Consider the following 12,398-nt stretch of genomic DNA (forward strand, 5'->3'; position numbering starts at 1 on the left):
GGAATCATGATCCGACGTGGCAGACGATTCGAAGAATGACAACAGTTCAGTGATCGGGTCGTACGTGGCGGTGGGGGACAGCTTCACCGAGGGCGTCGGCGACCCCGGACCCGACGGGGCGCTCGTCGGCTGGGCCGACCGGTTCGCGGTACTGCTCGCGGACCGGCGGCCCGAGGGCGACTTCAAGTACACGAACCTCGCCGTGCGCGGCAGGCTGCTCGACCAGATCGTGGCGGAACAGGTCCCGCAGGCGATCGAACTGGCGCCGGACCTGGTGTCGTTCTGCGCCGGGGGCAACGACATACTCCGGCCCGGCACCGACCCCGACGAGGTCGCCGAGCGCTTCGAGCGGGCGATCGTCCGGCTCACGGCCGTCGCGGGCACGGTGCTGGTGACGACCGGCTTCGACACTCGTGGCGTTCCCGTGCTCAGGCACCTGCGCGGCAAGATCGCCACCTACAACGGGCATGTGCGGGCCGTCGCCGACCGGTACGGCTGCCCGGTCCTCGACCTGTGGTCCCTGAAGACCGTGCAGGACCGCCGGGCCTGGGACGACGACCGGCTCCACCTCTCGCCCGAGGGGCACACGCGCGTGGCGCTGCGCGCCGGACAGGTCCTCGGCCTCGAGATCCCGGCCGACCCGGACCAGCCCTGGCCCCCGCTCCCGCAGCGCGGCACGCTCGAGGTGCGGCGGGACGACGTCCACTGGGCGCGCGAGTACCTGGTGCCGTGGATCGGCCGCCGGCTGCGCGGGGAGTCGTCGGGGGACCATGTGACGGCCAAGGGCACGCTGTCGCCGCACGACATCAAGACGCGGATAGCTTCGGTGGCTTGAGGGGCTTCGGATGCCCGGACGGCACCGGCCGGGCATCCGGGTTCCGAGGGTGGGGCGGCACCGCCCTTGCGGCGCTGGATGCGGAGACCAGGACGGCGAACGCGCTGCTGATGGTCGTACGCGAGCAGGATGCGGCCGAGAGCGACCTCCGCACCGAGAACTTGTCTCGAGCCGGCCCCTTTTGCCGGGGAGGACCCGGTGACGGCCAGGGTCAGCGCGGTGTAGTGGCTGGACCGACCGCGGGCAGGGAGCTCACCGGTCCCTTCGTCAACGCCTCTCGCCCCAGCCCCAGTTCCCGGGCCAGCGCCTCGTCCACCCACTCCTGCGCCCGCGCCCGCGACACCGCACCCGCGTAGGACGTCAGCTGCACGGCGAGCCCGTCGAGCAGGGCCGTCAGGCGCAGGGCCGTGCCGCCCGGGTCGGGGCAGCGGAACTCGCCCGCGGCCACGCCCTCGGCGATCACGTCGGCGATCGCCGCCTTCCACCGTCTGTCGAGGTCCCGCGTGACCTCCTGCAGCGCGGGCTCCCGCAGCGCCGCAGCCCAGCCCTCTATCCACAGCCGCCAGCCCTTGGCCTGACCCGTCGGGGCGTACCAGCGCACGGCCGCGCGCAGTCGGCGCAGCGCCGTCGTACGGCGGCCCAGCAGCTTGCGCAGACGGGCGAGATCGTCCTCGGCCGCGTACGTGAACGCGGCGGCGACCAACTTCTCCTTGGTGGAGAAGTGATAGAGCACCAGGGCGTTGCTCACGCCGAGCGCCGAGGCCACGTCGGCGATCCTGACCGCCGCCACGCCCCGCGCCTCGATCTGCTCGATGGCGGCCCGCAACAGCTCCTCACGCCGCTCCGCCACGCTCAACCGCACTCTCACCACGCGGTCAGCCTATTCCGTCGGCGGCGACGGTGGCGGAGGGAGGCCGGCTGCTTCGGGGCGGGCGGATCGGGGCACGGGCCTGCGGGCGCAGCCCCAGTGGGGCCGGCGGGAGCTCCGGCGTGGCCGGGGCGAGGCCGCGGGATCGGGAGCGGAGTCCCAGTGGGGGCAGGGCAGGCCCCGGCGGGGTCCAGGGGGTGAGCGGAGCCCAGTGGGGTTCGGGGGCGGAGCTCCTGCAGGGGGCGGGAGCGGGCCCCAGGAGGGGTGCAGGGGCGGAGTCTCCGGCGGGGTCTGGGGGCGGGCCCCTGGGTGGGGTTCGGGGAGGCGGGGCCAGTGGGGTTCGGGGTCGGAGTTCCGGCGGGGTTCGGGGCTGGAGGCTCCTGCGGGGGCGGGAGCGGGGCCCTGGGAGGGGTGCAGGGAGCAGGGCCCTGGGAGGGGTGCAGGGGGCGGGCCCCTGGGTGGGGTTCGGGGAGCCGGGGCCAGCGGGGTTCGGGGTCGGGGCTCCGGCGGGGGTCGGCAAGCGGGGCCCTGGGAGGGGTGCAGGGGGTGGAGTCTCCGGCGGGGGTCTGGGATGGCGGGACCCGGTGGGGTTCGGGGATCGGGCCTCAGCGGGGTTCGGGGGTCGGAGCCCCAATGGGGGGCCGGGGCTGGAGCCTCGGCGGGGGCGGGAGCGGGGCCCTGGGAGGGGCGCGGGGGGCGGAGTCCCCGCCGGGGTCTGGGCGGAGCCCCAGGGCGAGGGGTCACCTCATGGCCGACCGAGTCGGGTGGCGGTGGGTGAAGGACAGGGGGGGCCGGCGGGACGGAGCCCCCTGGCCGGGCCGAAGGGGCAGAGCCCCGGCGATCCCGCCTCACCGGTACCACCCGAACCGCTCGGCGATCACCGGCAGCCGGTCCGCGACCAGGGCGTGCGCGGCGGCCCTGGGTGTCGTGCCGTCGGCCTCCGCGCGGGCCAGCATCTGCTCGACCAGGGCGCGCATCGAGCGGCGCGTGTGGGCGAACGCCGCCTCCGCGTCCGCGCCGATGTCTCCGAACAGCGTCCACCACCACCAGGCGTTCGTCCCCGAGTTGACGACCACGTCCGGCAGCACGGTGACGCCACGCGCGGCCAGCAGCTCCTCCGCCTCCGGCAGGACCGGCATGTTGGCCGCCTCGACGATCCAGCGGGCGCCGATCCGCTCCTGGTTCGACGTGTCGATCGCGTAAGAGACGGCCGCGGGCACCAGCACCTCCGCGTCGGCGGACAACCAGGCCTCACCGGGCAGCTCGCGGTCCTCGGGGCGCAGTGCGGAGCGGTCCACGGTGCCGTACGCGTCCCGCGCGGCGAGCAGCGCCTCGACGTCGAGCCCGGCCGGGTCGGCGATCGTGCCCTTGATGTCGGCGACGGCCACGACCGTGAGTCCCGCGCGCGTGAGGAAGCGTGCCGTGGCCCCGCCCATGGTGCCCAGGCCCTGCACGGCGACCCGCGTGCCCGCGTACGGCACACCGGCCCGGTCCAGGGCCGCGAGCACCGACTCGGCGACCCCGCAGCCGCCGACCAGTTCGTCGAGCCCGATGCCGTCCACCTCGACCGCGAACGCGTCCGCCAGCCGCCGCCGTGCCGCGGCCTCGTCGTCGAGGAGCGGATACACGGCCTGGACGGACGACACGAGTCCCGCCTCGATGGCCGCCCGGTCCACCAGGTCCTGGGTCAGGCCGAGGTCCTCGCCCGTGGTCCACATGCTCTCGATGTACGGCCGCATGGCGCGCAGGTACCGCACCAGGAGTCCGTACGCCCCCGGATCCTGCGGATCGCAGTCGATGCCGCCCTTCGCTCCGCCCAGGGGGACGTAGCGGCCCTCGGGGTTGTAGTGCAGGGCCTCCTTCATGGTCATCCCGCGGGCGAGCCCGGTGACCTCCTCCAGCGTGCAGCCCGCGCGCATGCGCAGCCCGCCGCTGGACACGCCGCGCACCAGCCGGTCGACGACCAGGAAACCCTGACGACCGGTGAGGTGGTCGGTCCAGGTGAGGGACATCACAGGGGCGGTCATGCGGTCTCCCGGGGACGACGAGCCTCCGGGGCCGCGGGCTGCCCGTCACAGGCTGGTTACTGAATGACGAGTCAGTATCCGGAGCGGCGTCCCGTCCTGTCAATGTGCCGAACGATCACAAGGGGGCAATCCGGTTGTCAGAGCGGCCGACCATAATGGAATGCCTCACCGACTCCACCTGGAGGTACACCGTGACCGGTTTCCGTCCCCCGAGCTCCGGGCTCCGTGCGTTGCGGCCCGCGGCCTTCGGCGCGGACCCGAGCGGTGAGCGCCTGGCGCGCATCCGCAGATCGCCCCATTTCAAGGACGGGGTCTTCCAGAACCCCGGGGGCACCGCCCGCACCCGGCCCTCCGGTTCGATGCTGGAGTTCGCGAAGGTCTTCTTCGACAAGGACCAGCGGCCCCGCCGTGCCCCGAAGGGCACAGTCCCGCTGCACGCCACCACGCTCGCCGACATCGCCGAGCCCCCCGCCACCGGCCTGCGCCTGACCTGGATGGGGCACTCCAGCGTGCTCGCGGAGATAGACGGGCAGCGCGTGCTCTTCGACCCCGTCTGGGGCGAGCGCTGCTCCCCGTTCCCCTTCGCCGGGCCCAAGCGGCTGCACCCGGTGCCCCTGCCGCTGGCCGCGCTCGGCCCGGTCGACGTCGTCGTCATCTCGCACGACCATTACGACCACCTGGACATGCCCACGATCAAGGCGCTGGCCGGCACCGACACGCTGTTCGCCGTGCCGCTCGGCGTCGGTGCCCACCTCGAGCGCTGGGGTGTGTCCGCCGACCGGCTGCGCGAGCTGGACTGGCACGAGGCGACGAAGGTCGGCGGGCTCACCCTGACCGCCACGCCGGCCCGCCACTTCTGCGGCCGCGGCCTGCGCAACACCCAGCACACGCTCTGGGCCTCCTGGGCCGTCGCCGGGGACGAGCACCGGATCTACCACAGCGGTGACACCGGCTACTTCGAGGGCTTCAAGGACATCGGTGCCGAGCACGGCCCCTTCGACGCCACGATGATCCAGATCGGCGCCTACAGCGACTTCTGGCCCGACATCCACATGACGCCCGAGGAGGGCACGCGCGCCCACCTCGATCTCCAGGGCGGCGAGCCGCACGGCGTGCTGCTGCCGATCCACTGGGCCACCTTCAATCTGGCCACCCACCCGTGGGCGGAGCCCGGCGAGGGCACGCTCGCGGCTGCCCGCGCGGCGGGTGCCCCGATCGCCCTGCCCCGGCCCGGCGAGCCCTTCGAGCCCACGGCGGAGACGGTCCCGGCCGAACCGTGGTGGCGAGGGGTGGCCATGGCGCCGACCGGCGGGTGGCCGGCGGCCGAGGTGCTCACCGAGGTGGCGATCAAGAAGACGACCGACTCGGCGGCGGGAGAGCAGGCCAAAGCCGATACGGACAGTGACATTCGGAAGGGTGCGGGCGAGGGGACGGGAGACCCCGAAACCGTCCCGGCGGGCTGAGCGCGGACGGAGATTAGTGAAACGGCGAGGGCCGGAGAGCGAGGAGCTCTCCGGCCCTCGCCGTTTTCCGTGACCGCTTCTGACCAGGTCTGATCGATGACTTGTTCTTCGGAGGCGTATCGATGAGGGGTTTATCGGTCTGTCGTACGAAGCCTCATACCAGAGCGGGAAGCTCTCCGTATGAGTTTGTCAACTGCCCACCGCACATGATGCAGGTGCGACTACTGTGAGTGTCCGTCGGGCGACGCAGGGCCGAGTCGGCTCTCTCGACGGACCGGATCAGGAAGCGGGGCTGGCAGACGCAGCCGCGCGGCGCAGGAGGGAGTCGACACGATGGGGGCCGCCCCTGTTCGACCGCAGCGCACCGGGACCGGCGAACCCGACAGGACTCACCCGAGGCCCCCCGGCCATCAGGCCCGACGGACCAGTACGACGAGGACACCGATGTCTCACCTCCGCGCCCCGGCCGCACGCGCAGACCGCCGTGAGAGCGGGCGGCACGGCCGGCCGGCCGCCCGCGCCGTCACCGCGCTGCCCGAGACCCACATACGGCCCCAACTGCTGCGTCTCGCCGTGCTGCCGCCCGTCGCCGTCGCCCTCAGCGGCTGCGCCGCCGTCCTGTTCACCGTCCGCTCCACCGGAGCACGTCCCAGCCTCACCCTCTGGGGTGTGCTGGCCGGAGCGGTCTCGGTGACCTGCGCGGGCATCCTGATCGCCGCCGTGGCCGCCGATCGCGCCGCCCGGTCCGTGAGCGACCGCGTCGCCGCCCTGCGCCGCAGCAGCGCTCGCGGCGAGGCCGATCTGCGGGCCCTGCTCGAGGCACTCAGGCGCGGCGACGGACCGCCCCAGCGCAAGTCGCGCAGCGGCCCGCCCGAGGACGCCGACGACTTCGAACTGCTCGCCGCCGACCTGGCCCGCGCCCACGACGGCGCCGTCACCGCCGTCGTGCAGGCCGCCCAGCTCTCCAGCCAGGCGGGCAGCGAGCAGAAGCTGGAGGTCTTCCTCAACCTCGCCAGACGGCTGCAGTCGCTCGTGCACCGGGAGATCTCCATCCTCGACGAGCTGGAGAACGAGATCGAGGACCCCGACCTGCTCAAGGGCCTCTTCCACGTCGACCACCTCGCCACCCGCATCCGCCGCCACGCCGAGAACCTCGCCGTGCTCGGCGGCGCCGTCTCGCGCCGGCAGTGGAGCAACCCGGTGTCCATGACCGAGGTGCTGCGCTCGGCCATCGCCGAGGTCGAGCAGTACTCCCGGGTCAAGCTCGTGCCGCCGATCGACGGCGAGCTGCGCGGCCACGCCGTCGCCGACGTGATCCACCTGCTGGCCGAACTCGTCGAGAACGCCACGGTGTTCTCCGCCCCGCACACCCAAGTGCTGCTGCGCGCCAACCTCGTCACCTCGGGACTCGCCGTCGAGGTGGAGGACCGCGGGCTCGGCATGCCCGTCGGTGAGCAGCACCGTATGAACGCCCTGCTCGCCGACCCGGACCAGGTCAACGTGGCCAGCCTGCTGGCGGACGGCCGCATCGGGCTGTTCGTGGTCTCGCAACTCGCCAAGCGGCACGGCATCCACGTCCGCCTGCAGTCCAACATCTACGGCGGGGTCCAGGCCGTGCTGGTCGTGCCGCAGGCACTGCTGGGTACGGCGCCGGCCGCCCCCGGAGCCGTACCGCGGCCGCAGGACACCACGGCGGGCGGGCCCGAGCCGACCGCGGCGGCGCAGCAGCGTCCGCAGCCCGGAACCGAGGCGGGAGGCCGGGGCACGCCGTCAGTCCCACCCGCCGTGCCGCGTCCGCGGCAGCGGGACACCCAGCCTCCGACGGCGGGGGAGGCCGTCCGGACCACGCCCCCGGCGCCCAGCAGCGGAGGACCGGCGCCGCTGCCCGTGCGCGGGGTCCACCAGGAGCGGCCCAATCCGGCCGAGGCCCGGCCCGGCATCAGGCCCGACCACCGGCGGATCGTCGCGGAGAACACGGCCACACCGCCCACCCCCCGCAACGGCGCCGTGCGCGGCACCATGGGCAAGCCCCAACTTCCCCGGCGCCGGGCCCAGGAGCACATCGCGCCGCAGCTGCGCGACGGACCGGCGCCGCGCCAGGACTCCGAGTACCTGGCCGGCCACGACCCGGGTCTGATGGCGGCCTTCCAACGGGGCATCGACCTCGCCGAGGCCCAGCAGCACCTGGAGCCGACGTACGACGAGCCGACGACGCGAACGGGGTCGGTCCACCGGGAGACGGCGCGTCTCGAATCGGCACATGACTCGACACACTCGACACATGGGGGCACCGCACATCGCGGGGCGATTCCCCTGGGGCCGGCGCCCATGGGTTCAGCCCACACAGACGTCAGTTCAGCCTCCCTGGACCGGGGATCGGCCTCCACGGGGCCCGTGCACATGGATTCCGCGCACACGGAGTCGGCCCACATAACCGAGGCGCGCCCTGGGCACGGGCCCGCGTCGCACGAGGCGCGCGGCCTGCGGGGCAGCGTCCCCGCGCCCGGTCTCGACCTCGACCTCGACCACACCACCCGGCACGACGGGAGCGCACCCGCCGGATGATGACCCCCGCTTCCACCCCCACCCCCAGCGCTCCCGCAGACCTTCGTACCTCAAGGAGTCGATCCACCATGGCGAGCGAAGCGCCGACCGGCCATGTATCCGATCTCGACTGGCTGATGAGCGGCCTCGTGCAGCGCGTACCGCACACCATCAGCGCGGTCCTGCTGTCCAGCGACGGGCTCGTGAAGTCGGTCCACGGCCTCGACCCCGACAGCGCCGACCACATGGCCGCCCTGGCCTCCGGCCTCTACTCCCTCGGCCGCAGCGCCGGCGTCCGCTTCGCCGACGGCGGCGACGTCCGCCAGGTCGTCGTCGAACTCGACTCGACCCTCCTGTTCGTCACGACCGCCGGCTCCGGCACCTGTCTCGCCGTCCTCGCCGGCCGCGAGGCCGACGCGGCCGTGCTGGGCTACGAGATGGCGATGCTGGTCAAGAGCGTCCGCCCCTACCTGGTGACCGCACCCCGGCAGCACTCCGTCGAACCCACGGCGATGAGGCCTTGAGCGTGACGGCGACCGGCGACGGGCCCTGGCTCGATGAAGCGGCCGGACGGCTGGTGCGCCCCTTCACGGTCAGCAACGGTCGCACCCGGCCCACCATCGCGTTCGACCTGTTGTCGCACGTGATGGCCACCGGAGCCACCCCCCTCGGCTACCTCGGCCCCGAGCACGCGCAGGCGCTCGACCTGTGCCGCGCCCCGGTCTCGGTCGCCGAGGTCGCCGCCCACCTGAAGCTGCCGGCGGTGGTCACCAAGGTGCTGCTGTCGGACCTCGTCGACTGCGGGGCGCTGACCACCAAGCTCCCCGAGTTCCACCAAAACCCGACTGACCGGGCCCTTCTGGAGGCAGTGCTCGATGGACTACGACGACAGCTCTGACCCCTTCCCCACCGCACTGAAGATCCTGGTGGCGGGAGGGTTCGGAGTCGGCAAGACGACCTTCGTGGGCGCGGTCAGCGAGATCGCGCCGCTCAGTACGGAGGAACTGCTCACCACGGTCAGCGCCGCGACCGACAGCCTCGACGGCATCGAGAACAAGGTCGAGACGACGGTGGCCATGGACTTCGGCCGCATCACCCTCGACCAGGAACACGTCCTGTACCTGTTCGGCACGCCCGGGCAGGAGCGGTTCTGGTTCATGTGGGACGAGCTCTCGGAGGGTGCGCTGGGCGCGGTCATCCTCGCCGACACCCGTCGCCTGGAGGACTGCTTCGCCGCCGTCGACTTCTTCGAGCAGCGTGGCCTCGGCTTCATCGTCGCGATCAACGAGTTCGACGGCTCGTACCGGTACGACCCCGAGGAGGTCCGCGCCGCCATCGACCTCCCCGAGGAGATCCCCATCGTCCGCTGCGACGCCCGGATCTCCAGCTCCGGGGTCCAGACCCTGCTCACCCTCGTACGACACCTCATCGCCCACAGCCCGGCCGTCGCGCCCAGCCACGGCGCCCACATGTGACCCACGCACACACCGCCACGGAGCCGCATATGACCTACGTCCACCGCGACGGAGTTCGCCCATGAGCTACGACCTGCCCCGCCCGGCCGGTCGACTGCTGCTCACCCCCGAGGACAGGGAGGCCGCCGCCCGGGTACGGCGCCTGCGCCGACTGGGGCTGGGAGAGCACCCGGAGCCCGCCCTCGACGCCTTCGCGGCCCGCCTCGCCGAGTGCGCGGGGACGCCGTACGCCATGGTCAACTTCATCGACGAGCACCGGCAGTTCTTCGCGGGCCTGCACGTCCCGGCCATCAGGCCGACCGTCAGGCTGTCGGCGGACACCGAGGAGAGCACCCCGGAGCTGGGTCGCCACCTGGAGCGCGACCACGGGTTCTGCCCCCATGTGGTGGTCCGGCGCAAGGCGTTGGTGCTGGAGGACGTACGCGACTATCCGCGGTTCGCGGGCAACCCCATCGTCGACGAGTTCGGCATCCGCTCCTATCTCGGCGCGCCCCTCGTCGACAGCACAGGCATGGTGCTGGGTACCGTGTGCGTCGCCGACATCGAACCGCGGCCCTGGGGCAGATCCGGCCTGGAGACCATCAAGTCGGCGGCCGCCGAGCTCGTCGTACGGCTGGAGCGGCGGGAGGACGGCGGACTCTTGATCTGACGCTCCGCCCCCGGGCCGGGGCAGCGGCGGACGTCGACGGGAGGGCCAGCCGGGCCCGGTGCCGGGTGAGGCGGCGGGCGCCGACGGTACCGCCGCGGTCGACGGCGGCTTTGACACCGACGAAGATCTTTCCCTCAAGGACCGCTGCCGACAGGACCTCGCGCCAGGTGCGGTCCCCAGGGCCCTCTCCCATCGGGCCGGGGTCGGTGACCCACCACCTCAGGACTCAAGGCGGCGGCGGTCCTCCTCGTCCCACTTCCGGGTGTCGCGCGGCTGCACATACGGCTCCTTCTCGGCCGGGTGACCGCCCGCGACAGCGCGCTGGCGAGACAGCTCCGCATCGAACTCCAGACCGAGCAGGATCGCCAGATTCGTGATCCACAGCCACACCAGGAAAACGATCACACCGGCGAGCGTGCCGTAGGTCTTGTTGTACGCGGCGAAGTTCGCCACGTAGAACGCGAACCCGGCCGAGGCGATCATCCAGATCACCAGCGCCAGGAAACTGCCCGGCGTGATCCAGCGGAAGCCGCGGACCTTCGCGTTCGGCGTCGCCCAGTACAGGATCGCGATCATGATCGTGACCAGGAGCACCAGCACCGGCCACTTCGCGATCGACCACACCGTCAGCGCTGTGTCACCGACCCCGAGCGCGGTACCCACCTCCCGTGCGAGACCGCCGGTGAACACCACGATCAGCGCACTGACCACGGTGAGGATCATCAGCACCACGGTCACCCCGACCCGTACCGGCAGCACCTTCCACACCGGACGGCCCTCGGGGACGTCGTAGACCGCGTTCGCGCTCCGGATGAACGCGGCGACATAGCCGGACGCCGACCACACCGCGACCACCAGACCCACGATCGCCATGACCGAGCCGATCCCGGCATTGCCCTGCAACTGCTCCACCGCGTTGCGCAGAACGTCCTGCGCCGCGCCCGGGGCGAGATTCTGGATGTTGTCCAGCACCTGCTGCGTCGCCGACCGGCCGACGACACCGAGCAGCGAGATCAGCGCGAGCAGTGCCGGGAACAGCGCCAGGATCCCGTAATAGGTCAGCGCCGCGGCCCGGTCGGCCAGCTCGTCCTTCTTGAACTCCTTGAGGGTGCCTTTCAGCACCGCCCCCCAGGAGCGCCTGGGCAGATCGGTCGGAGTGTCCGGCGCCTGCTGCTCCACCCGCTCGTCCGGCCCCGTCTCCGGTGCCTCCCGTGCCCGCACGGCATCGGCCTTCTGGCCGGCCGCGCCGTGCCTTCCATGCCGTTTCAGTGTCCGTATCATTCCGCCCGAGTATCCGGCTGAGCACCACACATACGCGCAGGGAGAATCCATCGGTGCCCGCGTGAAGGAAAGCTGTGGCGCCGCTTAAGAAAACCTCGATGGACCGGGGGCGGCCTCGTACGGCAGATTGCCAGTCGATACCACCCCTCTCCCCGAACGCGGGCTCCTTCGGCATGCCCGGGTCCGGGGTCTCACCTCAGGAGCCGTAGCGTTGAAGGCGCTGGTCAAGGAGAAGGCGGAACCCGGGCTGTGGCTCGCGGACGTGCCGGAGCCGGTGGTCGGCGCCGGTGACGTACTGATCAAGGTGCTGCGCACCGGCATCTGCGGCACCGATCTGCACATCCGGTCCTGGGACGGCTGGGCGCGGCAGGCGATCCGCACCCCGCTCGTGGTCGGGCACGAGTTCGTCGGCGAGGTCGTCGAGATCGGCCGGGACGTCACCGATGTCAAGGCCGGCGACCGGGTCAGCGGCGAGGGCCACCTGGTGTGCGGCAAGTGCCGCAACTGCCAGGCCGGGCGGCGGCATCTGTGCCGGGCGACCGTCGGACTCGGTGTCGGTCGTGACGGGGCGTTCGCCGAGTACGTGGCGCTGCCCGCGTCCAATGTGTGGGTGCACCGCGTCCCGGTGGACCTCGATGTGGCGGCGATCTTCGACCCGTTCGGCAACGCGGTGCACACCGCGCTGTCCTTCCCGCTGGTCGGCGAGGACGTGCTGATCACGGGCGCCGGCCCGATCGGGCTGATGGCCGCCGCGGTGGCCCGGCACGCGGGCGCCCGCAATGTCGTGATCACCGATGTCAGCGAGGAACGCCTGGAGCTGGCCCGCAAGACCGGCGCGAGCCTCGCGCTGAACGTGTCGCGGGCGACCATCGCCGACGGGCAGCGAGAACTCGGTCTGCGCGAGGGCTTCGACATCGGGCTGGAGATGTCCGGCCGTCCCGAGGCGCTGCGCGACATGATCGCCAACATGACACACGGCGGCCGGATCGCGATGCTCGGCCTGCCGTCCCAGGAGTTCCCGGTCGACTGGGCTCGGATCGTCACCTCGATGATCACCATCAAGGGCATCTACGGTCGCGAGATGTTCGAGACCTGGTACGCGATGTCGGTCCTGTTGGAGGGCGGCCTCGACCTCGCCCCCGTGATCACCGGCCGGTACGGCTACCGCGACTTCGAGGCGGCGTTCGCCGACGCGGCGAGCGGCCGCGGCGGCAAGGTCATCCTCGACTGGGCCGCGTAACTCCCTTACGGCCTAA

General features: G+C 72.3%; 11 protein-coding genes and 1 pseudogene. 8 read left to right on the forward strand and 4 right to left on the reverse strand.

Going from position 1 to position 12,398, the window contains the following annotated elements:
- Nucleotides 1–49: 49 nt before the first annotated feature.
- Nucleotides 50–835 carry an SGNH/GDSL hydrolase family protein gene (locus ABT063_RS29495; protein WP_351062463.1) on the forward strand — a complete coding sequence of 262 codons (786 nt, stop codon included), beginning with the start codon at nucleotides 50–52 and terminating at the stop codon, nucleotides 833–835.
- A 211-nt stretch (nucleotides 836–1,046) separates the two neighbouring features.
- On the opposite strand, the gene ABT063_RS29500 is transcribed toward ABT063_RS29495, so the two are convergent.
- Together ABT063_RS29500 and ABT063_RS29505 are read right to left on the reverse strand one after the other, a co-directional pair.
- Nucleotides 1,047–1,706: a TetR/AcrR family transcriptional regulator gene (locus tag ABT063_RS29500; protein WP_351062393.1), complete on the reverse strand. Its 660-nt coding sequence runs from the start codon at nucleotides 1,704–1,706 to the stop codon at nucleotides 1,047–1,049.
- Between the two features lie 845 nt (nucleotides 1,707–2,551).
- Entirely contained in the window at nucleotides 2,552–3,730 is a 1,179-nt protein-coding gene (locus ABT063_RS29505; RefSeq protein WP_351062395.1) for a glutamate dehydrogenase, read from the reverse strand.
- A 191-nt stretch (nucleotides 3,731–3,921) separates the two neighbouring features.
- On the opposite strand from ABT063_RS29505, the gene ABT063_RS29510 reads away from it, so the two are divergent.
- The 6 genes from ABT063_RS29510 (at nucleotide 3,922) to ABT063_RS29535 (ending at nucleotide 9,861) form a co-directional block, all read left to right on the forward strand.
- Nucleotides 3,922–5,193: an MBL fold metallo-hydrolase gene (locus tag ABT063_RS29510; RefSeq protein WP_351062397.1), complete on the forward strand. Its 1,272-nt coding sequence runs from the start codon at nucleotides 3,922–3,924 to the stop codon at nucleotides 5,191–5,193.
- Between the two features lie 444 nt (nucleotides 5,194–5,637).
- Nucleotides 5,638–7,758 carry a sensor histidine kinase gene (locus ABT063_RS29515; protein ID WP_351062399.1) on the forward strand — a complete coding sequence of 707 codons (2,121 nt, stop codon included), beginning with the start codon at nucleotides 5,638–5,640 and terminating at the stop codon, nucleotides 7,756–7,758.
- Between the two features lie 68 nt (nucleotides 7,759–7,826).
- Nucleotides 7,827–8,261, forward strand: a complete 435-nt coding sequence (locus ABT063_RS29520; RefSeq protein ID WP_351062400.1) for a roadblock/LC7 domain-containing protein — start codon at nucleotides 7,827–7,829, stop codon at nucleotides 8,259–8,261.
- A 2-nt stretch (nucleotides 8,262–8,263) separates the two neighbouring features.
- Complete coding sequence (locus ABT063_RS29525; protein WP_351062402.1) at nucleotides 8,264–8,635, forward strand: DUF742 domain-containing protein; 372 nt, start codon at nucleotides 8,264–8,266, stop codon at nucleotides 8,633–8,635.
- Nucleotides 8,613–9,212 carry a GTP-binding protein gene (locus ABT063_RS29530; protein WP_351062403.1) on the forward strand — a complete coding sequence of 200 codons (600 nt, stop codon included), beginning with the start codon at nucleotides 8,613–8,615 and terminating at the stop codon, nucleotides 9,210–9,212. Before ABT063_RS29525 ends, ABT063_RS29530 begins: the two co-directional genes overlap by 23 nt.
- A 61-nt stretch (nucleotides 9,213–9,273) precedes the next feature.
- A complete protein-coding gene (locus ABT063_RS29535) occupies nucleotides 9,274–9,861 on the forward strand; it encodes a GAF domain-containing protein (protein ID WP_351062405.1) in 588 nt (195 codons plus the stop codon).
- 64 nt (nucleotides 9,862–9,925) lie between these two features.
- On the opposite strand, the pseudogene ABT063_RS29540 reads toward ABT063_RS29535, so the two are convergent.
- Nucleotides 9,926–10,033, reverse strand: a pseudogene (locus ABT063_RS29540) (DUF4235 domain-containing protein); the annotation flags it as partial.
- Between the two features lie 47 nt (nucleotides 10,034–10,080).
- On the reverse strand, nucleotides 10,081–11,142 hold the full coding sequence (locus tag ABT063_RS29545; RefSeq protein WP_351062407.1) for a YihY/virulence factor BrkB family protein: 1,062 nt from the start codon (nucleotides 11,140–11,142) through the stop codon (nucleotides 10,081–10,083).
- A 211-nt stretch (nucleotides 11,143–11,353) separates the two neighbouring features.
- Here ABT063_RS29545 and tdh point away from each other — a divergent pair, with 211 nt between their 5' ends.
- The gene (gene tdh, locus ABT063_RS29550) at nucleotides 11,354–12,382 is read left to right on the forward strand and encodes an L-threonine 3-dehydrogenase (RefSeq protein ID WP_351062408.1); all 1,029 of its coding nucleotides are present in this window, start codon (nucleotides 11,354–11,356) and stop codon (nucleotides 12,380–12,382) included.
- Nucleotides 12,383–12,398: the final 16 nt, after the last annotated feature.

Origin of the sequence: Streptomyces sp. NPDC002838, from assembly GCF_040295365.1 — a bacterium.
Classification (GTDB): domain Bacteria; phylum Actinomycetota; class Actinomycetes; order Streptomycetales; family Streptomycetaceae; genus Streptomyces.